Raw genomic sequence first — 22842 nt, 5'->3', positions numbered from 1 at the left:
GTGAGGTGAGAGGGGGGCCGGGTCACACCGGCCCCCCTCGATCCCTCACGCCCTCGTCCGGGCATTTCTGACCGATTTGCCCGGATTTCGGCATCTAGCTCCCGAACGGAGAAGCCATCGATGGGTGACAAGCACCGGGTCCGTTTCGAACCGGTGGGCATCGAGATCGAGGTCGACGAGGACCAGACGATCCTGCGAGCCGCCTCAGAGCAGGGTCTGCAACTGATGCACGGCTGCAAGGAGGGCCAGTGCGCCGCCTGTAAGTCGTTCGTCCTCGAGGGCGATGTCGACGACATCGATCTCGACAAGTACTCGACCTTCGCGTTGCCGGACATGGAGCGCGAGGAGGGGCAGACGCTCCTCTGTCGCGCCCACGCCTACGACGATCTCGTGATCGAGCTCCTCAACTACGACGAGGAGATCATCCGGAGTGGCCTCCCGCTGCGGAAAGGCACCGTCGAGGTGGTGTCCAACGAGCCGGTCACCAAGGACATGCGCCACCTGGTGGTGAAGCAGGTGGCCGGCGAGGACATCAAGTTCTTCCCCGGTCAGTACATGGACCTGACGGTGCCGGACACCGGCGAGGTCCGGTCGTTCTCGATGGCCAACCTCCCGAACCGCGAAGGCGTGTTCGAGTTCGTCATCAAGATCTACCCGGACGGCGCGTTCTCGCAGTTCCTGGAGAACAAGGTGGCGGTCGGCGACCGCATCGAGGTGGAGGCCCCGTTCGGGACCTGCACCCTCCGGGAGAACCGGACCTCGGACATCGTCTTCATCGGTGGCGGCGCCGGCATGGCCCCGCTGCTCGGTCTCCTGCGGGCCCTCGCGGAGAAGGACGGCGAGCGCAAGGCGCGCCTGTACTACGGCGCCCGCACGAAGGCCGACCTGTGCTTCGAGGACGAACTGCACGCCCTCGAGGAGAAGATCCCCGGTTTCAAGTACGTCCCCGCGCTCTCCGAGCACGACGGCGACGACTGGGACGGCGAGACGGGCCTCATCACCGAGGTCGTCCGGGCGAACGAGCCGGGGCTGGAAGGGATGGATGCGTATGTGTGCGGGCCGCCGCCGATGGTGGATGCGGCAATCGCCCTGCTGACCCAGCGCGGAATGGACGAGCAGCACATCTACTACGACAAGTTCACCACCACTGGAGAGCCGGAGGACGAGGGCTAACCCATGACAAGCACCGAAGAACGTCCAGAGCGGAGCGTTCCGAAGCCCGTCTTCACCGACGCGGAGGCGGGCGCCAAGGAGTTCCCCGACTCCGGGCCCGGCGCCCGGCGCTACAACTACTTCAAGCCGGCGAAGCGCAAGCAGACCCACTACGAGGACGTGACGGTCGAGGTCCAGCCGGACCCCCGCCACTACCTCTCCCAGGGCTGGATCTACGGCTTCGCCGACGGCTCCCGCGGCTACCCCCTGAACTGGACCAAGCTCAAGGCGTGGGGCGTCGACAACCCCGAGCCCGAGCGCGGCCCCGGCTCCGGCGGCAAGCCGGTCCAGGACTGGCCTGCCCACGGCTGGCACGAGTTCCGTGATCCCAACGAAGAGTGGGAACTCACGATGTACCGGAACAACGCCAACGTTGTCCGGCAGGTCACCCAGAACGTCGAGAACGCCCGCCAGGCCAAGGCCTTCGAGCAGTGGACGCAGAACTGGGTCCGCTTCGTCGAGCGCAACGTCGGCGCCTGGATGCACATCGAGCACATCCTCGGGCTGTACGTGTTCGCCGGCTGCAACCGCTCGGGCCCGACGAACATGCACAACACGGCGATGGTCGTGAACAGCGAGCACAAGATCCGCTTCGCGCAGGACCTGGCGCTGTACAACCTCACCCTCAGCGAGGAGATCGAGGGTTTCGACGGCTCCGCGCACACGGCGGCCTGGAACTCCGACGCCGAGTGGCAGGGCGTCCGCAAGGTCGTCGAGGAGATCACCGCGATCGAGGACGACTGGGGCGAGATGATCTTCGCTACCAACATCGTCTTCGAGCCCCTGCTCGGCGAGCTCTTCCGCTCGAACCTGGTCATGCAGTCGGCCGCCGGCAACGGCGACTACGTGACGCCCACCGTGATGGGCGCCGGCGAGTACGACTTCGCCCAGCGTGACCTGCGCTGGACCGTCGCCGCCTTCGCCCCGCTCACCCAGGACCGCGAGTTCGCGGACCACAACAAGCAGCTGTTCAACAGCTGGCTGGCCAAGTGGGTGCCGAAGTGCCTCGAGGCGGCCCGCACCATGCAGCCGCTGTGGTCGCAGCCCGACGCCAAGCCCCCCCGATTCGAGGACAGCCTCGACCGCGCCAAGAGCCGCTTCGCCGGCATCCTCTCCGACCTCGGACTCGAGCCCCCGAAGGAGCTGAACCAGTGACCAGGAGCTTCAAGACGGCCGAGAGCCCGTTCAAGCAGGACAACACCGAGTCCGGCATGGCCGGCGTGACGCTGATGAACAACCAGGTCGGCGTGGTCGTGGCGGAGGTGATGGACCGCCAGGACAACGTGACGGTCAAGCACCTGCCGTCCATGATCCGCGTGGACTGCCAGGGCCGCATGGACTTCGTCTACGCGGACATCTCCGAGGCGCTCGGCGAGGAGCCCGACTTCTACAACGCCGCCGAGTTCGAGGAGAACATGTCGACCCACTACGGGAAGATGATCCACATGGATGACCGGACGATCATGTTCGGGAATCTGGAGGAGGCCGCCGAGTTCATCGGCGACATGCTGCCTCCGGTGGTGAACAAGTAGGACGCCGGCTCTCGGGTCGTCGCACGTCCGCACGGGGTGGACGTGCGACGACCCGGTGCCGTTCGTGACAGAACCGTTGACTCCCCGTTCGCGCCCCAGAGCACCGGAGAAGTGAGGACATGGCCAAGGAACTGCGATTCGGCGCCGACGCGCGCAGGGCTCTCCAGGCTGGAGTCGACCAGCTCGCCGAAGCGGTCAAATCGACGCTCGGGCCCAAGGGACGCAACGTCATCCTCGAGAAGATCACCGGCACCCCGGAGGTCACGAACGACGGTGTGACGATCGCGCGGGAGATCTACCTGCGCGACCAGTTCGAGAACATGGGCGCGCAGGTCCTCAAGGAGGCCGCCGTCAAGACCAACGACGTGGTCGGTGACGGCACCACCACGTCGACCGTGCTCGCCCAGGCGATCGTCCGCGAGGGCCTCAAGGCCATCGGCCAGGGCGGCAACCCGGTGCTCGTGAAGCGCGGGATCGACGCGGCGGTCGCCCGCGTCGTCGACCACCTCGCCTCGGTCGCGCACCCCGTGGACGACGTCGAGGCGCTCTCGCGCGTCGCCGCGATCTCGGCGAACGACGACGACTCGATCGGCCGCGTGGTCGCCGAGACCCTGCACACGGTGGGCGACGACGGCGTCATCACCGTCGACGACGGCCCGATGCTGGGCCTGCACGTGAACTTCGTCGAGGACTTCGAGTTCGACAACGGCTACGTCTCGCCGTACCTCGTCACCGACCCCGGCTCCATGCTGGCCGTCCTCGACGACCCCTACATCCTCTTCTCGGCCGAGAAGATCACCGACGTCCGCTCCCTGATGCCGGTGCTCGAGCGGATCATGCGCGACCCGCGGCCGCTCGTGATCGTCGCCGAGAAGGTCGAGGGCTCGGCCCTCCAGATGCTCGTGCACAACCACGTCAACGGGCACCTCAAGGTCACCGCGATCCAGGCCCCGGGCTTCGGCGAGAAGCGCGTGCACCTCCTCGAGGACATGGCGGCGCTGTGCGGCGGCAAGGTCTACTCCAAGGCGTCGGCGTTCTCGCTCGAGCAGATGGGCGCCGAGCACCTCGGCCGCGCGACCCAGGTCCGCGCCACCAGCGAGCAGACCGCGATCATCGGCGGGCTCGGTGACCCGGCGGCCCGCGAGACGCGCGTCCAGCAGCTGCGCGCCGAGCTCGACCGCGCGACGATCGGCACCGACGAGGACTGGTTCTCCGAGCGCATCGCGCGGCTCTCCGGCAAGGCCGCGATCCTCGAGGTCGGCGCGCCGACGAACGCGGAGCTCAAGGAGGTCCGCCACCGCGTCGACGACTCCCTGCAGGCGACCCGCGCGGCGATGGCCGAGGGCATCGTCGCCGGCGGCGGCGCGGCCCTGCTGCACGCCGAGGCGGCGCTGGGCAACCTCGACGGACTCACCGGCGACGGGCGCATCGGCGCCGAGATCGTGCGCGCCGCGCTGTCCGAGCCGGCCAACCTCATCGCCACGAACGCGGGCTACGAGGGCGGCGACGTCGTCAAGCAGGCCCGCGACCTGGGGGTCGACGAGGGCTTCGACGCCCTCGAGGGCCGCTTCGGCAACATGGTCGAGCTCGGCATCATCGACCCGCTGCGAGTGGTGCGCTCCGCGCTCCAGAACGGCGCCTCGGTGGCCGGTCTGATCCTCACGACGAACTCGCTCGTCGCCGAGGAACAGACCCCCTGGAACAAGTCCCTCATGACAGAGTTCGGCCAGCTCGACGAGGGCCTGCCGCAGCCTGCGCCCGACTCGAGCACGCCCCAGTCGATGGGCCTCGGCCCGTCCATGGGGTGACCACCGTGACCACCGAGAGGAGCTCATCGTGAAGGCCGTGCGGGTGCATGGGTACAAGCAGGACCCGAGCATCGACGACATCCCGGAGCCCAAGCTCCAGGGGCCGCTCGACGTCATCGTCAAGATCGGCGGCGCCGGTGTGTGCCGCACCGATCTGCACATCGTGGACGGCGACTGGGCGGACATCCAGAACCCCGAACTGCCCTACGTGATCGGGCACGAGAACGCGGGCTGGGTGCACGAGGTCGGTGACGCCGTCACCAACGTCCGCCCCGGCGACACGGTGATCCTGCACCCGCAGCCCTCCTGCGGGCTCTGCCTCGCCTGCCGGGCGGGGCGGGACATGCAGTGCACCGGGGACGCCTTCTTCCCGGGCCTGTCCAACAACGACGGCGGGATGGCGGAGTACCTCCGGACGACCGCCCGCGCCTGCGTGAAGCTGAACCCGGACACCAACCCGGCGGACGTGGCGGCGCTGGCCGACGCGGGCATCACCGCGTACCACGCCGTGCGCAAGGCGGTGCCGTACCTGTACCCGGGGACGTCGGCCGTCGTGATCGGGGCCGGCGGCCTCGGACACATCGGCATCCAGGCGCTGGCCGCGCTGACCGCCACGAAGATCATCGTGGTGGACAAGAACCCCGCCGCGCTGGAGCTGGCCAAGCAGATCGGGGCGGACGAGACCGTGGTGGCCGACGGCAACCACGTCGGCGCCGTGCAGGACCTCACCGGGGGCGGCGCCACCGTCGTCTTCGACTACGTGGCCGAGCAGGGTGTGGAGCTCGAGGCCTGGCAGATGACCGGGCCCGCGGGCTACCAGTTCAACCTCGGCTACGGCGGGGAGTTCCGGGCGCCGACGCTCGATTTCGTCGCCGGCGAGAAGAACGTCATCGGCAACATCGTCGGCACCTACAACGATCTCGCGGAACTGATGGTCCTCGCCCAGAGCGGCAAGGTCACCCTCCACACCGCGCAGTACCCCCTCACCGGGGCGCTGGATGCCCTGCACGACCTGGACGCGGGGAAGGTCCGCGGCCGGGCGATCCTCGTCCCCTAGCCGGCCGAGTACAGGAAGGACACCACCACATGTACGAGAAGGACGGCGAGAAGTACTTCATCGTCGATTCCCACATGCACTACTGGGACGCCTCGCCCGAGAACTGGGTGCAGGGGGCGGAGCAGTACGCCAAGGGCTGGATCGAGTGCTTCCACGCCTACCAGGGACTCGGCCCCGCCGACACGCACCAGCCCCTCGAGGAGTTCCAGAAGGTCTCCGAAGAGCAGCTGATGCGCGAGGAGTTCGAGGAGGGGCACGTCGACGTCGCGATCTTCCAGTCGACGTACCTGCGTGAGTGGTACAAGGACGGCTTCAACACCACCGAGCGCAACGGCTACCTCGCCGAGAAGTACCCGGGCAAGTTCATCCTGAACACGCGCTTCGACCCGCGCGACGGCGACGCCGGCATGCGCGAGTTCGAGGAGAACGTGCGGAAGTTCGGCTGCAAGGGCGCGAAGCTCTACACCGCCGAGTGGAACGGTGACTCGCGCGGCTACAAGCTGACCGACCCGGAGGCCTACCGCTTCCTGCAGCGCGCCGAGGAGCTCGGCGTGAAGAACATCCACGTGCACAAGGGCCCGACGATCTGGCCGCTGGACAAGGACGCGTTCGACGTCTCCGACGTCGACCACGCGGCCACCGACTTCCAGGGTCTGAACTTCATCGTCGAGCACGTCGGCCTGCCGCGCATCGAGGACTTCTGCTTCATGGCGACGCAGGAGCCCAACGTCTACGCCGGCCTGTCCGTGGTCATCGGCGGCCTCATGCACGCCCGTCCCAAGTTCTTCGCCAAGGTCATGGGCGAGCTGCTGTTCTGGGTCGGCGAGGACAAGATGACCTTCGGTTCCGACTACAACATCTGGGAACCGAAGTGGCAGATCGAGGGTCTCGTCGACTGGTCGATGCCCGACGACGACCAGTTCGCCGACTACCCGCGGCTCGACACCAACGGCAAGAAGAAGATCCTCGGTCTCAACGCCGCGAAGCTGTACGACATCGAGGTGCCGGCCGAGTGCCGGATCACCGAGGGTGAGGGCGCCCAGCTCGTCGACGAGCGCGAGGTGGCCCAGGCATGACGCTCACCTCCGACACCCCGCCGGTCACCCTGGCCGGCGGGGTGTGGGAGGCGCTGCGCACCGTGCGCGACCCCGAGCTCGATGCCGACGTCGTCTCGCTCGACTTCGTCGCCGAATGCCGGGTCTCCGACGAGGAGCCCGGCCCCGTCGCCCACGTGCGCCTGCGCCTGCCCACCTACTTCTGTGCCCCGAACTTCGCGTTCCTCATGGTCGCCGATGCGTGGGACGCGGTGTCGCAGGTCCCGGGGCTCGCCGACGTCGACGTCACGCTCATCGACCACTTCGCCTCCGACGCCATCAACGCCGGCGTCGCGGCGCGGGCGGGCTTCGTGCACTCGATGGCCGGCACCGAGGTCGGCGAAGCGGTCGAGGAGCTGCACGACCTCCGGCGCAGCTTCACCGAGCGCGCGATGCTCGCCGGCACCGACCTCGTCGTCCGGCCGCTGATGCGCGCCGGCGCGACGCCCGAGGACGTCGCGGCGATGACCCTCGGCGACGCCCCGGAGAGCGGGGACCTGACACGGCTGCGTGCGCGGCGGCGCGAGCTCGGCATCGCCGCCGACGACGACGCCCCGCTCGTGGTCGACCCGGTCGGGCGGACGGTCGGGCTCGAGGCCCTGCCGCTGCACCTGCGCAAGGCGCGCTCGTACCAGGTCGGGGTCGACGCCAACACCAGCATCTGCCGGGGCCAGCTCGCGGCCCGCTACGGGCTCGCGAGCCCGGTCGCGGCGCCCGAGGACTAGCGCGAGGAGGGAACGCCCGCCATGCCGTGTGACCCGGTGGGGGATCCCGTCCGGCTCGACGCCGGCAACCACGACGACCCCGGATCCGGCCGCTGCCTCATGGAGCACGTCTCGGTGCTCGCGGGCGAGCCGTTCCGGGCGTGGCCCCGGTGCACCCACCCCGCCGTCGCGGCGCTGGCCACCCAGGTCAATGACCGCTGCTCGCCGGCGGGGCGGGCGCGGCTGGCACGCCGGGCCGAGGCGCTGGCCCGCGCCGACAGCGACGACCCGGCGCTGACCTGGCGCCTGGTGGCGCTGGGTGCCGAGGCGGTGCTGGCGCTGCGCCCGGGTGATCCGGTCGCGACCCGGCGGCTCGCCCGCGCCCGCCGGTCCCGGCGGGTGTGGGGCGTGCTCGTCCCCCGTCGGCTGGCCCGCGGGCTCCCGCGCTGGGCCGCGGTCGGGTGCGGCCTCGCCGCGCTCGACGAGCTCGTCGCGGCGCTGCACGCCCTGCTGGCCGTGTCCGGCCCTCCGCAGTCCCCCGAGCGCGACATCGCGCTCGTCGCCCTGCTCGACAGCGTCCTCGACCTCGTCCTCGACGAGGTGCCCGACGAGGACGCCCCCGAGCCCGTCCCCGACACCGGCGCCCGGCGCGGCATCCCCGCGCCCCGGACCGGCAGAGAGGAGCTGTGCGCATGACCGCGCCCAGCGAGACCCCGCGCACCGTCCGGAGGGTCGGATCGCCGGCCGCGTCGGCGCTCGCCGACCTCGCCGCGATCTTCGACGACCTGCAGACCGTGCTCCTGTGCTGCGAGCGGCTCGTCCCGCAGCTCAACGTCCCCGAGCCGGACCCGGTGGTCGTCGAGTCGCTGTGGACCACCGCGCTGCTGTCGTACGCCCGCTGCTTCACGCCGGGCGGACGGGGCATGGGGCTCACCGAGGACGACGTCCAGGGCCTCGAGCTCGAGGGCGAGGTGCTCGGCTGGCACAAGATGCTGCGCCAGCTCAAGAAGCACTACGCCGACCCCGCGGTCAACCCGCGCGAGTCGTTCGAGGTCGGGGTCGCGGTCGTCGACGGCACCCCGCAGGGCGTCGCCATCACCTCGACCCGCCAGGACCTGCCCGACACGATCTCGGTGCACCAGACCGGGGCGATCGCCTACCAGCTCTCCCAGCTCGTCGACCGGCGGATCGCCGAGCACCAGGGGACCGTCCTGGAGGGCGTGCGCAGCCTCAGCCCGGCGGAGCTCGAGACGCTGGACGAGGTGGAGCTCACCGACGTGCCCGGCGACGGGGAGTGATCTCGGAGTGATCGAGAAGTACAACCCGTGGACCGTGGTCAACCTCGTCTTCTCCCACCTCGCGGAGAAGGGGCTGCACCCCGTGCTCGGCGAGTCCGGCGACCCGTCGCAGGCGGCCTCCGAGCTGCTGCGCTCGCTCGGCATCGAGCCCGGGGACCCGTCGTGGGGCGAGGGGCAGGACGCGGTGCGCGTGAAGGACGACCTCGCCAAGCTGCGGGCCGCGTTCGAGTCCGACGAGTCACGGAGCTGAGCCGTGGTCGCGATGCGCTTCGCGCGGCTCGTGGTGCACCGGATGACCCGCGAGCCGCTCGCGCTGCTGGTCGAGGAGGACGCCGACCGGTGTCTCGTCGTCTCGGTGCGCGCACCGCAGGCCGAGGTGATCGACCGCGGGCCCCGTTCCGCGGAGCCGACCGACGACGACCGGATGACCCAGGACCTGCTCGCCGAGCTCGCCGGCCTCCTCGGCCGCCGCCTGGACCGGGGCGAGATCGTCGACCTCGTGGACGACCGGTTCAAGGCCGAGCTGGTGCTCGACGACGGCACCCGCCTGCCCGGGCGCCCCAGCGACGTGCTCGCGGTGGCCGTGCGGGAGGGCCTGCGCATCGAGGTGGCGGACGCCGTGCTCGACGCGGTGGGCCAGTCGTTCTCCGAGCTCGGGGGCGACCGCCCGGAGCCCGCCCGCGAGGCCGCGGAGCAGGTGGAGCAGATGCGGGAGTTCCTCGAGGAGGCCACCGCGCAGGACTTCGCCCGGCCGCCGGACGGCGGCGAGGGCCGAGATCCGGGCCGAAGTCCCGGGTGAGCCCCCGGTGAGCCCCGGCCGGCCGAGGCCCGACCGGCCCTGACCTGCGACATCGCGTCGCCGGTCGTCTCGATCCGAGACAGTCGAAGGTCCCTGCGGAGGCCGTTCGGGCCGTACGATGCCGTGTTAACCATCACTTCGGCGTGGTGGGAGATGGCGAGGTGGCCCATGGACCGACGCGCCCAGAGCGCCCTCGGTCGCGCGCGCGAACACTTCGTCGACGAGGGCTCGGTGAGTGCCCGCGGTGTCGTCCGGCCCGAGATCGTCGACTCCTGGGAGCGCTCGCGGCGCGCCGGCGTCGACGCCACCCACCTCGCGCTGCCCTACGAGCCGGACCTCGACTTCGACGGCAGCCTCGCGAACTGCGCCCGTCCGGTGCTCGACGACCTCGCCGAGCGGCTCTCCGGGATGTCCGTGGCCGTCGTCCTCACCGACGCCGACGGCCGGGTGCTCGAGCGGCGGGTCGGCGAGGGCGAGCTGCAGCGCCGCCTCGACGCGATCTCGCTGGCCCCGGGCTTCTCGTACGCCGAGGAGTTCGCGGGCACCAACGGCGTGGGCACGTCCCTCGAGGGCGCGATGCCGGCCCTGGTCGTGGGCGCCGAGCACTTCAGCGAGCGCCTGCAGGCCTTCGCGTGCGCCGGCGCGCCCGTGCGCGGGCCCGACGGCGGCCTGGCCGGGATCCTCGACGTCACGTGCCTGCGCGCCGAGGCCAACGACCTCATGCGGTTCCTCGCCCAGCAGGCCGCGACGGACATCGAGGACGTGCTGCGCGAGCGCGGCGGCGTCGGCATCCGGCGGGTGATGGCCGCGTTCCGCGCCACCTGTGCGCGCGCCCGCGGGCCGGTGCTCGCGCTCACCGACGACCTCGTGATGGCCAATCGGCCGGCTCGCCTGCTCTCGGCCGCCGACCAGGACCGCATCACGATGCGGGCTCTCGAGCTGGGCTACGGGGCCCGGGCCCACCAGGACCGCGTGCTGCTCGCGGACGGGCCCGCCCGCCTGCTCATCACGCCGGTGCCCTCGGAACGCCCGTCCGGCGTGGTCGTCGAGGTCGTCCCCAGCCGCAGCAACCTGCGCCTGGCGCACGCCGACGACCCGCCCCCGATCATGCTGCCCGCGGCCACGCCCCCGGCCACCGCCTCGCGCGGGGCCGAGATGCCCGCACCCCCGCCGGCCGCGGACCGGCCGCTGCCCGGGCTCGCCGGCAACTCCCGGCCGTGGCGGTCCGCGGCCGCGTCCCTGCGCCTCGCCGCGGGTTCCGCGCGCAGCACCGTCGTGCTCGGGGAGCCGGGCGTCGGCAAGGCCGCCGCGGTCCGGGCCGTGCACGGCGAACTGCGCCCCCACGCCCGGTGGGTCACCGTCGACGGCTCCGACCCGGAGGCCGCCGTCACCCTCGGCGGGTACGCGGCCGAGGCATCCGACCCCCACGCCGGACCCGTCACCGTCGCCGTGCGGCACACCGAGGCCCTCGACGCGGCCGGGGCAGGCGCGCTCACCGCGCTGCTCGGCGAGGTCCCGTCCACGTGGTGGGTCGTCGGGATCGTGACCGCCGACCGGGCGCCCGAGCAGGGCGCGGTCGGCGACGTCCTCGCGGGGTTCGCGACCTCGGTGCTGATCGAGCCGCTGCGCCGGCGCCCGGACGACGTCCCGTTCATCGCCGCCGCGCTGCTCACCCGTCTCGCTCCGTCGCGGCGCGCCTCCTGCACCACGGAGACCGCGGCGCTGCTCGCCGGCGCACGGTGGCCGGGCAACGTCACGCAGCTCGCGGACGTCCTGCGCCGGGCGCTGGCCGCCCGCCCGGCCGGGGACGTCGAACCCGCCGACCTACCCGCCGAGTTCGCGGTGAGCGGCACGCGCCGGCGGCTGACGCCGCTGGAGACCGCCGAGCGCGACCTGATCGTGTCCGCGCTGGTGGAGGCGGGCGGCAACCGCTCGCAGGCCGCGGCCGCGCTCGGGATCGGCAGGGCGACGCTCTACCGGCGCCTGCGCGCCTTCGGCATCACCGACGTGGGCCGCTGAGCCCGCCGACCAGGGACTCGTCGACGCCGTCGGGCGTCGACACGGGGAGGCCCGACGCCTCGACGGCGTCGCGCACCGTGGGGACGGCCGGCACGGGACGGGCCCGGTTCTCCCCGGCCCACTGCGCGCTGGCTCGCCGCGCCACCTCGCGGACGGCGTCGACCAGCTCGTCCTCGTCGAGGGCGAGGCGGCGCGCGGAGCACGAGAGGCCGACCGCGACCGTCGACGACCCGGAGGGCGACACCACGGGCGCCGCGATGGTGCAGAAGCCCTCGGCGTACTCCTCGCGGTCGAGCGCGACACCGGACTCGCCGACGTCGGCGAGGTCGGCGCGCAGATCGTCCAGGTCGGTGAGCGTCGTCGGGGTCAGGGCCTGCAGGGGCTCGGCCTCGATCGCCTCGCGGTAGGAGGGCGACACCGCGAGCAGCACCTTGGTCATGGCCAGCGCGTGGGCGTGGTGCGGCGGCACGTGGGTGCCGAGACCGGGCAGCTTGGCGAGACCCTGGTGGCCGCGGGAGTCGGTCACCGCTGCCACCAGGGTCCCTGTGCGGCGGACGAGATAGGAGCGCTGCCGCGTGCGGCGGTAGAGCTCGGTGGTGGCCTCGGCGAGCACGGCGCCGGGGTCGGGGTCGCCGGGCACCGGGCTCAGCGTCTTCTCCTCGGCGCCCCACGAGCCCCACGGGGGCGCGTCGGTGAGGCGGCAGCGGCCGGAGCCGTCGCGCTCGGCGTAGCCGGCGTCGCACAAGGTGTTGATCATGTAGCGGGCGGTCGCGGCGCTCTTGCCCAGGCACGTGGCGAGCTCCGCCGCGCACAGGCCCGCCGGGTGGTCACCGAGCAGGCGCAGCGCGCGCAGGACCGTCGCCGCGGTCTTCAGGGACCGCGCGCCGCCTCCCGCGGGCACTCCGTCGTCGTCCACGAGGCTCAACGTAGGGCCAATGCGTCGTGATGCCTGTCTCAATGTGGGACGACCTCGGGCTCCGACCCCCGTGTGGGCGATCTCCCCCGACCCGCCCGGACCCCGGCGATCGGGGTTTCCCCGGCGAATGTCCGGGTCGGGCACGTAGGCGGCGCCCCGCACGTTGGAGGAGTGTCGGTCCCGGGGAACCCTCGGGACGGGCCCGGGGGCGAGGAGATCGGAGGCGTCATGGCCACGCTGACCAGGCCGAGGAACAACGCGGTCATCGCCGGGGTGTGCGCGGGGCTCGCGCAGCGCTTCGGTGTCTCGGCGAACCTGGTGCGGGTGCTGTTCGTGCTCTCGTGCCTGCTGCCCGGGCCGCAGTTCGTCATCTACCTGGCGCTGTGGGTCGTCATGCCGAAGCAGTAGGGAGTCGGCGATGGAAGCGTTGCTCGTCGCGCTGATCGTGGTCGTGGTGCTCGCCCTGGTCACGGTGAGCGCGTCGGTGCAGGCCGTGCAGCAGTACCAGCGCGGGGTCGTGCTGCGGTTCGGCCGGCTGCTGCCGGCCGTCCGCCAGCCCGGTCTGCGGGTGATCGTCCCGTTCGCGGACCGCATGCGGAAGGTGCCGGTCCAGACGACGGTGCTCGACGTGCCGTCCCAGAACGCCATCACGCGGGACAACGTGACGATCGGCGTCGACGCCGTCGTCTACTTCCGCGTCAACGACCCGGTGCGCGCGGTGGTCAACGTCGACGACTACCTGCGGGCGACGTCGCAGGTGGCCCAGACCTCGCTGCGCTCGGTCATCGGCCGCGCCGACCTCGACACGCTGCTCTCCGACCGGGAGGCCATCAACTCGGAGCTCAAGGCGGTCATCGACGCGCCGACCGAGGACTGGGGCGTGGCCATCGACCGTGTCGAGATCAAGGACATCGCGCTGCCCGAGGGCATGCGCCGCTCGATGTCCCGGCAGGCCGAGGCCGAGCGCGACCGCCGGGCCCGCGTGATCTCGGCGGAGGCCGAGCTGGAGGCGTCGGAGAAGCTCACCCAGGCGTCCGAGCGGATGAGCGCCGCGCCCGGGGCGCTGCAGCTGCGCCTCCTGCAGACCGTCACCGACGTCGCGTCGGACAAGAACTCGACGCTGGTCATGCCGCTGCCGGTGGAGCTGCTGCGGTTCTTCGAGAACGCCCCGGTGTCGACCCCGACCCCGACCCCGACACCGCCGCCGCCGCCACCGCCGCCACCGGAGGTCGAGGCGGGCGACGACGCGGCTACCAGAGATGACCCGGGAGATCCTCGGTGAGGGCCGCGAGCTCGCTGCGCGTGCGGGCGGCGTAGGCCTTCGCCGAGCGTTCGTCGAACTCCTCGACGGTCAGCCGCCCGGTGCCCACCGCGCGCGCCAGCCGTTCCACGGTGAGTTCCCGCTCCGCGTCGGAGGCCCGGACGTCGCGCTGCACGGCTCCATCATCCCGTGCCCGCCGTCGGGTCGCGGGGGGACAACGGGACGGCGGGCCGACCGAAGCGCGCGTCCTCGGGGTCGGCGAACACGTGCAGGCCGAAGGTCGCGGACAGCTCGCGGCACAGCGCGACCCCGCGCACCGAGTTGCCGTGCACGTCCAGCCCGGGGGAGTACACGCCGAACCCGAAGTACCGGGGCAGCACGCAGACGATGTCGCCGGAGACCCCGCTCTTGGCCGGGATGCCGACGTCGTTGGCCCACTGACCGGCGGCGTCGTACATGCCGCAGGTCATCATCACGCTGACGATGTCGCGGACGTGCTCGCGGGGAACGGCCCGGTGGCCCGTCAGCGGGTTCGTCCCCCCGTTCGCCAGGGTGGCGCCCATGACGCTGAGGTCGGCCGCGGTCACCGTGATCGAGCACGCGGACAGGTAGGTCTCGACGACCTCCTCGATGTCGCCGGTGATCATGCCGAGCGAGCGCATGATGTAGCAGAGCCCGAGGTTGCGGTCGTTGCTGCGCAGCTGCTGGCGCAGGATCCGCTGGTCGACGGCGAGGCCGGGGTTGCCGGCGTACGCGCGGTAGCGCTCGAGGATGCGGTCGACCTTCTCGTCGACGTCGCGGCCCGCCACGAGATCCGCGGCGACCAGCGCGCCCGCGTTGATCATCGGGTTGTAGGGCCGGTGGTGCGCCTCGTCGAAGGTGATCGAGTTGAACGGGTCGCCGGAGGGCTCGACGCCGACCCGGCGCAGGGTCTCCGCGGCCCCGTTGTCCTCCAGCGCGAGCCCGTAGGTGAAGACCTTGGACACCGAGTGCAGGGGGAACGGGACCGAGCAGTCGCCCGCCTGCCACTGCATGCCGCGCACGTTGGTGCCGGCGACCCCGAACAGCGCGCCGTCGGCCTCCGCCTCGGGCGGGTAGTAGCTGACGACCTCGTCGGTGCCGTACGTCCGGAACCGCTCGTGGATCTCGTCGAGCTGCGTCCGGATCAGCTCGGGTTCGCCGGAGGCCGCCACGTCGTCGGATTCTGCCGCGACCGGCCCGGCGTGGGGAGCCCGTCAGGCGCGGGTGAGTCGCGGACCGCCGGTGCGCCGGAGGCGGCCGAAGCGCGTCTGGTCGGGCGTGGCGAACATGTGCAGTCCGTACCGGGCCGAGAGCTCCCGGAACACCGCCTGCCCGCGCACCGAGTTGCCGTGGGCGTCGAGACCGGGCGAGAACGTCGCGATCCCGAGGCGCCCGGGCATGACCGCGACGATCCCGCCGGAGACGCCGCTCTTCGCCGGGATGCCGACGTCGGTGGTCCACTCGCCGACCGCGTCGTACATGCCGCAGGTCATCATCACGCTGACGACGTCGCGGACGTGGGTCGCGTCGAGCGCGCGCTCGCCGGTGACGGGGTTGCGGCCCCCGTTCGCGAGGGTCGCCCCGAGCGCGGAGAGCTCGCACGTCGTGACCCGCACCGAGCACATCGAGAGGTAGACGAGCAGGTTGTCCTCGATGCTGCCGGCGATCATGCCGAGCGAGCGCATGAGGTAGCTGATCGCGAGGTTGCGGTCCGCGGCGGCGAGCTGGTCGGCGAGGAGATCGGTGTCGACCTCGAGGTCGGGCACGCCGGTGAACGCCCGCAGGCGCGCGAGGATCCGCGCGACCTTCTCCTCGGCGGTGTCACCGTGCACCAGGTAGGCGGCCACGAGGGCGCCCGCATTGATCATCGGGTTGTGCGGGCGCTGGTGCTCGTCGTCGAACGTGATCGAGTTGAACGGGTCGCCGGAGGGCTCGACGCCGACGTGGCGCAGGGTCGTCTCGCGCCCGTTGTCCTCGAGCGCGAGCGCGTACGTCACGACCTTCGAGATCGACTGCAGGGCGAAGCGGAACTCGCAGTCGCCGACGGTCCACTGGGTCCCGTCGACCGACGTGCCGGCGAGCCCGAAGACGTCCTCCTCGCCGTCCGCCGCGGGCAGGGCGATCGAGACGATGTCGTCCTCGTGCGCCTCGGCGTGGTGGTCGTGCAGCTGCTCGAGCTGCTCCTGGACCAGTGCCTCCTCGGCGTCGCTCACCACGGGCGGGCATCCTGCCTCCCTCCCACCTGGTGGATGCGCCGCGGGGGGGATCCGGGGCATCCTCGTCGGCGTTCGACAACGACGTCGACGACGCATCCGAGGTCTGCCATGGAAAGCCTGCCCGAGCCCCGACCCTCCGCCCTGACCGACCGCGAGCGGGTGGCGCTCGACCGCCTCGCGGCCCACGAGACCGCCGCGGACCCCGGCTTCGCCCGCCGCCTGCGCGGCCGTCGGACCCGCTTCTCGCCCTGGCTCGTCGTCGCCGGCCTCGCGGTCATCGGCGTGGCCCTGCTGCTCGTCCCGGGCGTGTTCGTCCTGGCCGCCGTCGCGACCCTCGTGCTCGTCGTCGTCCCCGCCGTCCTCGTCGCCTGGGCCCTGCGCCAGGGCGACCTGCCCCCCGGCTGACCCCCTACGTGAGCGAACTTTGGTGCTATGGCACCAAAGTTCGCTCACGTGAGCTTGGCGAGGGCCCGGGTGATGCGCTGGACGGAGACGGGCCCCGAGGTGCCGATCTCCTGGGCGAACAGGCTCACGCGCAGCTCCTGGACCATCCAGCCGACCGCGTCGTACGCGTCGGCGTCGAAGGTCCGCGGTTCGCCGGCCGCGCGGTGGCGCTGCGCCCTGTAGGCGCCCTCCACCTCGTGCACCGTCGCGGTCGCCTCCGCGTCGCGGCGCGGGGCGGTCGGGAGCTTCTCCAGCCGCTTCTGCGCCGCGCGCAGGTACCGGGCGACGTCGGGCAGGCGCGCGACCGGGGTGCGCGCGACGAAGCGGTCGCCGACGAGGACGCGCAGCTGCTCGCGGACGTCGTCGAGCGCCGCGCCCAGCGTGCCGCCCGGGCGCTGGGCGAGCTCCTGGAGCGCGAGCTCCACCCGCCCGGCCTCGCCGAGCACGGTCTCGGCGCGCGAGAGCACCTCGGCGGCCGCGGCGGGCAGGCGCGCGGCGACGTGGCCGCGCAGGGTCTCGAACGCGGCCGGGTCCCACGCCGGCCCGCCCCCGGTGGCGACGAGCGCGTCGATCGCGGCGTCCACGCAGTCCTCGGCGAGCGCGTCGACGTCGCGGTAGCCGCCGGTGCTCATCGCCCCGCGCAGCCGCAGCACCGCGCGGTTGTCGAGCGAGCGCACCAGCGAGCGCGCGGGCGACGACAGCGCGAGACGCAGCAGCCGGCGGGTCCCGGCGCGCATCGCGTCGCGGGCCTCGAGCGCCGAGTCGAACACCCGCACGTCGACCGCTCGGCCGGTGTCGACCAGCGCGAGGTGCGCGGTCACGGTGCCGCCGGCGCGGCGCTGCTCGCGGGTGCGCGGCAGCTCGCCGATCTCCGCGAACGACGTCAGCCCCCGGCGCTCGGCGCCGTCGGCGACCGCCGCCACGGCCGCCCTCGTCGCCGCGGCGTGCCGCCGGCGCAGGGCGCCGAGGTCGGGACCCTCCGCCACCACCCGCTCGGCGCCGGCTCCGCTGCGCTCCGCGTCGCTGCCGCCCGCGTCGTCGGTCACCCTGAACGTCAGCCGCAGGTGCGAGGGCAGGCCGGCGACGTTCCACGCGTCGACGGGGACGTCGAGCCCCGAGAGCCGGCGCACCGCGTCCGACAGCGCCGGCAGCAGCGGCTCGTCGGCCTTCGGCCGCCCGTCGTGGGCCAGGCGCGCCAGCAGGGCGCGCGCGGAGTCCGGCGCGGGTACCAGCGAGCGCCGCAGGTTCTTGGGCAGCGAGCGCACCAGCGCGGTCAGCATCTCCTCGCGCAGGCCCGGCACCTGCCACGCGAGGTCCTCCGCGCGCACCTGCCCGAGCACCGCCAGCGGCACCGTCACCGTCACGCCGTCGCTCTCGTCCCCGGGCGCGAAGGCGTACGACAGCGGCAGTGTCAGCCCGCCCGAGGTCCACGTGTCCGGGTACTGCTCGGCGGTCGGCGCCTCCCCGGCCAGCAGCGCCGCCGGGTCGAGGTCGAGCAGGTGCGGGTCGCGGCGTGACGCCTTCTGCCACCACCGGTCGAAGTGGCGCACCGAGACCACGTCGGCGGGCACCCGCGCGTCGTAGAACGCCACGATCGTCTCGTCGTCGACGACCAGCTCGCGGCGGGCGCGACGCTCCATCTCGGCGACCTGCTCGAGGCGCTCGCGGTTGCGCGTGACGAACGCGTGGCGGGTGTTCCACTCGCCCGCGACGAGGGCGTGGCGGAGGAACAGGTCGCGCGAGACCTCGGGGTCGATCCGCGCGTAGTCGACGGTGCGGTCCATGGCCAGAGGGACGCCGAACAGCGACACGCGCTCGGTGGCCACCGCGGCGCCGCGGCGCTTCGACCACCGCGGCTCGGAGTGGGTGCGGGTGACGAGCTCGCCCGCGGCCGCCTCGACCCACGCCGGGTCGACACCGGCGACCGTGCGGGCCCAGAGCCGCGAGGTCTCCACCAGCTCGGCGGCCATCACCATCGTCGGCGGCCGCTTGGCGACGGTCGAGCCCGGCCAGATCGCGAACCGCGCGCCGCGGGAGCCCTCGTACTCGATCAACGCGCGCTTCCGCGGCTTCCCCGTCCTCGGGTCCTTCGGGGGCTCCTGCGCCAGCCCGATCTGCGAGAGCAGGCCGGTGAGCAGCGCCTGGTGGACGCGCTGCGCGAGATCCTTGGTGATCTCCGGCGACGGCTCGTTGCGCGTGAGCCCGAGCTCGTCGCCGAGCTGGCGCAGCTGTGCGGCGAGGTCCTGCCACTCGCGGATGCGCAGGAAGTTGAGGAACTCCGCCTGGCAGCGCTTGCGGAACTGGTTCGACGAGAGCTCTCGGCGCCCCGAGCGCACGTGCTCCCAGAGGTGCACCCAGGACAGGAAGTCCGAGCGCGGGTCGGTGAACCGGGCGTGGGCGGCGTCGGCCTCGTCCGTCTTCTCCGCCGGCCGCTCCCGCGGGTCCTGCGCCGAGAGCCCGGCCGCGATCACCGTGACCTCGTGCAGGCAGCCCAGCTCGTCGGCCGCGAGCACCATCCGCGCGATGCGGGGGTCGACGGGCAGGCGCGCGAGCCGCCGCCCGGTGTCGGACAGCCGCGTCGCGTCGCCGTTGACCAGCGCGCCCAGCTCGGTGAGCAGCCGGACGCCGTCGCGGACCGCGAGCCGGTCGGGCGGGTCGACGAACGGGAAGTCCTCGATCGGGCCGAGCTTCGCGCCCGCCATCTGCAGGATCACCGAGGCGAGGTTGGTGCGCTGGATCTCGGGGTCGGTGAACTCCGGGCGGGCGTCGACGTCCGACTCCGCGTAGAGCCGGATGCAGATGCCGTCGGCGACGCGCCCGCACCGCCCGGCGCGCTGGGTCGCCGACGCCTGCGAGATCGGCTCGATCGGCAGGCGTTGCACCTTGGTCCGCCGCGAGTACCGCGAGATGCGCGCGAGACCCGGGTCGACGACGTAGCGGATGCCGGGGACGGTCAGCGACGTCTCGGCGACGTTGGTGGCGAGCACGACCCGCCGCCGGCCACCCGTCGCGGGCTCGAAGACGCGATGCTGCTCGGCCGCGGACAGGCGCGCGTAGAGCGGGAGCACGTCCAGGTCCTCGACGTGCGCCTGCTCGGCGTGCTCGCGCAGCGCGTCGGCCGCGTCACGGATCTCTCGCTCGCCGGAGAGGAACACGAGGACGTCGCCCTCCGGTCCCTCGCGCCGCAGCTCGTCGACCGCGTCGACGATGCCGTCGACCTGGTCGCGCTGGTCGCCCTCTTCGTCGACGAGCGGCCGGTACCGGATCTCGACCGGGTAGGTGCGGCCGGAGACCTCGACGATCGGCGCGTCGCCGAAGTGCCTGCTGAAGCGTTCGGGATCGATCGTCGCCGAGGTGATGATCACCTTGAGATCGGGTCTGCGGGGCAGCAGCTGGGCGAGGTAGCCGAGCAGGAAGTCGATGTTCAGGCTGCGCTCGTGCGCCTCGTCGATGATCAGCGTGTCGTAGCGGCGCAGCAGCCGGTCCTGCTGGATCTCGGCGAGCAGGATGCCGTCGGTCATGAGCTTGACCAGCGTGTCCTCGCTCGCCCGGCTGGTGAAGCGGACCTGGTAGCCGACCGTGTCGGTGCCGGTGGTGCCGAGCTCCTCGGCCACGCGCTCGGCCACGGTGCGGGCCGCGATCCGGCGGGGCTGGGTGTGCCCGATCGTGCCGAGCACCCCGCGCCCGAGCTCGAGGGCGATCTTCGGCAGCTGCGTGGTCTTGCCCGAGCCGGTCTCCCCGGCGACGACGACCACCTGGTGCTGCTCGAGCGCGGCCCGGATGTCGCCGACGCGCTCGGTGATCGGCAGGTCCGCGGGGTAGGTGACGGACGGGACCGACGCCCGACGTCGCCCGAGGCGCTCCTCGGCGGCGGTGACGTCGCCCGCGATCTTCTCGAGGGTGCCCGCGCGCCGGGTGGTGTCGTCGATGCGCTCCGCGCCGGCGAGGCGCCGCCGCAGCCGGTGCGCGTCCGCGGGCCCGAGGGCGCCGACGCGGGCACCCAGGTCCGCCTCGACGGCGGTCGCGCGATCGGTGGCAGCGGGCACCGGGCGGTCTCCTCCTGGTGGGACGGTGGGTGTGATGACGGGTGGTGTGGCGGCCTCGACAGTCTGCGTGTGTCGACCGGCGGCCTCGACTCCATTGTCAGCGCCGGCGCGCGCTGCGCTGTTCCCGGCCGTTCTGGTCACGCAGCGAAACCAATACTAGGCCGTACGAGTGAGTCATGTGGCTGTCGTGGTCGACAGAACGTAACCTCTGGGCCTGGGTCAGGGCGTTCCGGTCACCCCGGGTGACGCCACGGAGAGCGAGTCGGCGGAGGGGTCGTGGCGGTGGGTGCGGACGAGCGGCCGGACACCGAGCTGGCCGTGCTCGCCGCGGGCGGCGACCAGCCGGCCTTCGCCGAGCTCATGACCCGGCACCGCCCCCGTCTGTACGCGGTCTGCCGGCGGATCACCACCAACGACCAGGACGCCCAGGAGGCCCTCCAGGAGACGATGATCATCGCCTGGAAGCGGCTCGCGGAGTTCGACGGCCGGTCGGCGGTCGGCACGTGGCTCTACCGCGTGGCGACCAACGCCGCGATCGACGAGGTCCGCCGCCGCAAGCGCACGCCCGAGCCCACCGACGCCGAGGCGATGCCCGAGCCGACGCCGAGCCGCGGGGCCGACCGGGGGGTCGTCGCCCGGATGGACGTCGACCGTGCGCTCGCGCAGCTCCCGCCGCAGTACCGTGCCGTCGTGGTGCTGCGCGAGCTCTGCGACCTGACGTACGCCGAGATCGCCGAGCTGCGCGACATCCCCATCGACACCGTGAAGTCCCAGCTCTCCCGCGGGCGGCAGGCCCTCGTCGAACTGCTGAGCGACCGGCCGGCCACCCAGAAGGCATGAACCAGGGTCCCGTCGGGCCGGTGACGTCCCGTCTCGTCGCGCTGTGCGCGCAGACCCGCGACCGGCTGCGCACCCCCGAACTGCGCGACCGGCTCGACGGCCTGGTGACGCGGCTGTCCGAGCCGCGGATCCGCGTGGCGGTCGGCGGCCGGATGAACGCCGGGAAGTCGACGCTCGCGAACGCCCTGCTCCAGGAGCGCCTCGCGGCCACCGGGGCCACCGAGACGACGCGGCTGGTCACCTGGTTCTGCCACGGCCACCAGGCCCGTCTGCGCGTGCACCGCCGCGACGGCACCGAGCGCGTCGTGCCCCTCGCGGCGACCGGCGGGGTCGGGGCGTCGATGACGGGCGCGGACCCCGGGGAGATCGGCCACCTCACCGTCGAGACCCCGAACGACGCCCTGAGCCGCCACACGCTCATCGACACCCCGGGGATGGACTCGCTCTCGCGGCTCGACCCCGACTCCCTCGCCGCCCTGGGCGACGCCGACGCCGTCGTCTACCTCATGCCCCACCCCGGCGAGCGGGACGTCGAGGCCATCGACGCGGTCCGGTCCTGGACCGGCGACCTGCGGCTCGGCGCCGCGAACATGATCGGCGTCCTGTCCCGCATCGACACGCTCTCCGGCGAGGACGACCCGTGGCCCGACGCCCGCCGCGTCGCCGGGCGCTACGCCCGCGAGCTGCGCGCGGTGCTCTCCGACGTCGTGCCCGTCGCCGGGCTGCTCGCCGAGACCGCGCGCGGCCCGGACTTCGGCGAGCCCGACGCCCGGGCGCTGCGGGCCCTCGCCGAGGCCGACCGGGGGACGGCCACCCGCAAGCTGCGCACCGTGCAGCGCTTCCGGGGGTGGGAGGACGGCCCGGTCCCCGCGGAGGAGCGCGAGCGGCTCCTCGAGCTGCTCGGCCTGCACGGCATCCGGGTGGGTCTCGCGCTGCTCGACGACGGCCGTCGCTCGACGCCCGCGCTGCTGGAGGGCTTCGCCGCGCGCTCCGGGATCGACACGGTGCTCGAGCGCATCGACACCGTGTTCGTCGCGGGCGCCGACCGGCTCCGGGCGAGCGCCGGCATCGCCGCCCTCGAGCACCTCGGGTGGGACACCCCCGACGAGCTCGACCGCCGCGTCCTGCTCACGCTGCAGTCCGACCTCGACCGCCTCCGCCTCGAGCCCGCGCTGCGCCAGGTGGACCTCGCGGCGGCGCTCGTCGACCTCGAGGCCGGGCGGATGCGCCTCGGCGACGACGACGTCGCCCGCCTGCGCGACCTCGCCACCGGGGTCGACGACGCGCGCCGTGTCGGCCTCGATGCGGGAGCGGGGCGCGAGGAGATCGTCGCCGCCGCGAGGGCCCAGATCCCGCAGTGGCGCCGGCTGGAGGCCCGTCCGTCGCGCGTCCTGCAGCGCCACGTGCGCACCGCCCGCGAGCTCTGCGAGCGCATCCTCTTCTCCGGAGCCGACGAGCCCGACGATCCTGCGGCGCCCACCTCGCCGAGCTGGCAGGCTCGGACACCGAGTCCGTGATCGTCGCGCGACACGGAGCGCAGCGGGGGCCGGAGCCGAGGGGCGGGGAGGAGGCCGC

Annotated in this window: 22 protein-coding genes; 17 read left to right on the top strand and 5 right to left on the bottom strand. The window is 72.8% G+C overall.

Going from position 1 to position 22842, the window contains the following annotated elements; all coding sequences use genetic code 11:
• Positions 1-120: 120 nt before the first annotated feature.
• From ACR9E3_RS28895 to ACR9E3_RS28840, 12 genes are all read left to right on the top strand, one after another.
• Complete coding sequence (locus ACR9E3_RS28895; protein ID WP_460384304.1) at positions 121-1173, top strand: FAD-binding oxidoreductase; 1053 nt, start codon at positions 121-123, stop codon at positions 1171-1173.
• 3 nt (positions 1174-1176) lie between these two features.
• Positions 1177-2367: a ferritin family protein gene (locus ACR9E3_RS28890; RefSeq protein WP_460384303.1), complete on the top strand. Its 1191-nt coding sequence runs from the start codon at positions 1177-1179 to the stop codon at positions 2365-2367.
• Positions 2364-2744 carry a propane 2-monooxygenase effector subunit MimD gene (gene mimD, locus ACR9E3_RS28885; RefSeq protein ID WP_460384302.1) on the top strand — a complete coding sequence of 127 codons (381 nt, stop codon included), beginning with the start codon at positions 2364-2366 and terminating at the stop codon, positions 2742-2744. Before ACR9E3_RS28890 ends, mimD begins: the two co-directional genes overlap by 4 nt.
• Positions 2745-2863: 119 nt before the next feature.
• The gene (gene groL / locus ACR9E3_RS28880) at positions 2864-4552 is read left to right on the top strand and encodes a chaperonin GroEL (RefSeq protein ID WP_460384301.1); all 1689 of its coding nucleotides are present in this window, start codon (positions 2864-2866) and stop codon (positions 4550-4552) included.
• A gap of 28 nt (positions 4553-4580) precedes the next feature.
• Positions 4581-5609, top strand: a complete 1029-nt coding sequence (locus tag ACR9E3_RS28875) for an NAD(P)-dependent alcohol dehydrogenase (RefSeq protein ID WP_460384300.1) — start codon at positions 4581-4583, stop codon at positions 5607-5609.
• Positions 5610-5638: 29 nt separating this feature from the next.
• A complete protein-coding gene (locus ACR9E3_RS28870; RefSeq protein ID WP_460384299.1) occupies positions 5639-6685 on the top strand; it encodes an amidohydrolase family protein in 1047 nt (348 codons plus the stop codon).
• Positions 6682-7428 carry an iron-sulfur cluster assembly protein gene (locus ACR9E3_RS28865; protein ID WP_460384298.1) on the top strand — a complete coding sequence of 249 codons (747 nt, stop codon included), beginning with the start codon at positions 6682-6684 and terminating at the stop codon, positions 7426-7428. Before ACR9E3_RS28870 ends, ACR9E3_RS28865 begins: the two co-directional genes overlap by 4 nt.
• A 21-nt stretch (positions 7429-7449) precedes the next feature.
• Positions 7450-8103: a hypothetical protein gene (locus ACR9E3_RS28860; RefSeq protein WP_460384296.1), complete on the top strand. Its 654-nt coding sequence runs from the start codon at positions 7450-7452 to the stop codon at positions 8101-8103.
• Entirely contained in the window at positions 8100-8705 is a 606-nt protein-coding gene (locus ACR9E3_RS28855; RefSeq protein ID WP_460384294.1) for a hypothetical protein, read from the top strand. Before ACR9E3_RS28860 ends, ACR9E3_RS28855 begins: the two co-directional genes overlap by 4 nt.
• A 7-nt stretch (positions 8706-8712) precedes the next feature.
• Positions 8713-8955 carry a hypothetical protein gene (locus tag ACR9E3_RS28850; RefSeq protein WP_285649130.1) on the top strand — a complete coding sequence of 81 codons (243 nt, stop codon included), beginning with the start codon at positions 8713-8715 and terminating at the stop codon, positions 8953-8955.
• A 12-nt stretch (positions 8956-8967) separates the two neighbouring features.
• Entirely contained in the window at positions 8968-9504 is a 537-nt protein-coding gene (locus tag ACR9E3_RS28845) for a bifunctional nuclease domain-containing protein (RefSeq protein ID WP_460384344.1), read from the top strand.
• 168 nt (positions 9505-9672) lie between these two features.
• On the top strand, positions 9673-11523 hold the full coding sequence (locus ACR9E3_RS28840) for a sigma-54-dependent Fis family transcriptional regulator (protein WP_460384292.1): 1851 nt from the start codon (positions 9673-9675) through the stop codon (positions 11521-11523).
• On the opposite strand, the gene ACR9E3_RS28835 is transcribed toward ACR9E3_RS28840, so the two are convergent.
• Positions 11504-12439 (bottom strand): IclR family transcriptional regulator, encoded by a 936-nt coding sequence (locus ACR9E3_RS28835; protein ID WP_460384291.1) that lies wholly within the window; start codon positions 12437-12439, stop codon positions 11504-11506. The two genes, ACR9E3_RS28840 and ACR9E3_RS28835, sit on opposite strands and share 20 nt — an antisense overlap.
• Before the next feature lie 228 nt (positions 12440-12667).
• Between ACR9E3_RS28835 and ACR9E3_RS28830 the strand changes: the two genes are divergently transcribed.
• Positions 12668-12847, top strand: a complete 180-nt coding sequence (locus tag ACR9E3_RS28830) for a PspC domain-containing protein (RefSeq protein WP_285649123.1) — start codon at positions 12668-12670, stop codon at positions 12845-12847.
• Between the two features lie 10 nt (positions 12848-12857).
• The gene (locus ACR9E3_RS28825) at positions 12858-13721 is read left to right on the top strand and encodes a slipin family protein (protein ID WP_460384290.1); all 864 of its coding nucleotides are present in this window, start codon (positions 12858-12860) and stop codon (positions 13719-13721) included.
• Here the strand turns inward: ACR9E3_RS28825 and ACR9E3_RS28820 are convergent.
• Genes ACR9E3_RS28820 through glsA (ACR9E3_RS28810) form a run of 3 tightly spaced genes read right to left on the bottom strand, consistent with a single transcriptional unit; the run spans position 13690 to position 15937 of the window.
• Positions 13690-13875, bottom strand: coding sequence for a DUF1707 SHOCT-like domain-containing protein (locus ACR9E3_RS28820; RefSeq protein WP_285649116.1), 186 nt, complete (start codon positions 13873-13875; stop codon positions 13690-13692). The genes ACR9E3_RS28825 and ACR9E3_RS28820 overlap by 32 nt on opposite strands.
• Before the next feature lie 7 nt (positions 13876-13882).
• On the bottom strand, positions 13883-14893 hold the full coding sequence (glsA, locus tag ACR9E3_RS28815) for a glutaminase A (protein WP_460384288.1): 1011 nt from the start codon (positions 14891-14893) through the stop codon (positions 13883-13885).
• Positions 14894-14935: 42 nt separating this feature from the next.
• Positions 14936-15937 (bottom strand): glutaminase A, encoded by a 1002-nt coding sequence (gene glsA / locus ACR9E3_RS28810; RefSeq protein ID WP_460384286.1) that lies wholly within the window; start codon positions 15935-15937, stop codon positions 14936-14938.
• Positions 15938-16045: 108 nt separating this feature from the next.
• Between glsA (ACR9E3_RS28810) and ACR9E3_RS28805 the strand changes: the two genes are divergently transcribed.
• Positions 16046-16342 (top strand): DUF3040 domain-containing protein, encoded by a 297-nt coding sequence (locus ACR9E3_RS28805; protein WP_460384285.1) that lies wholly within the window; start codon positions 16046-16048, stop codon positions 16340-16342.
• 44 nt (positions 16343-16386) lie between these two features.
• Here the strand turns inward: ACR9E3_RS28805 and hrpA are convergent, their stop codons facing one another.
• Positions 16387-20427 carry an ATP-dependent RNA helicase HrpA gene (gene hrpA, locus ACR9E3_RS28800; protein ID WP_460384284.1) on the bottom strand — a complete coding sequence of 1347 codons (4041 nt, stop codon included), beginning with the start codon at positions 20425-20427 and terminating at the stop codon, positions 16387-16389.
• Positions 20428-20703: 276 nt separating this feature from the next.
• Here hrpA and ACR9E3_RS28795 point away from each other — a divergent pair, with 276 nt between their 5' ends.
• Together ACR9E3_RS28795 and ACR9E3_RS28790 are read left to right on the top strand one after the other, a co-directional pair.
• Complete coding sequence (locus tag ACR9E3_RS28795; protein WP_460384283.1) at positions 20704-21267, top strand: RNA polymerase sigma factor; 564 nt, start codon at positions 20704-20706, stop codon at positions 21265-21267.
• The gene (locus ACR9E3_RS28790; protein WP_460384282.1) at positions 21264-22784 is read left to right on the top strand and encodes a dynamin family protein; all 1521 of its coding nucleotides are present in this window, start codon (positions 21264-21266) and stop codon (positions 22782-22784) included. The genes ACR9E3_RS28795 and ACR9E3_RS28790 overlap by 4 nt, the downstream gene beginning before the upstream one ends.
• Positions 22785-22842: the final 58 nt, after the last annotated feature.

Source organism: Actinomycetospora sp. C-140 (genome assembly GCF_054796175.1).
The sequence above is the reverse complement of the archived record's forward strand: the minus strand, read 5'-3'. Positions and strand labels throughout refer to the sequence as shown.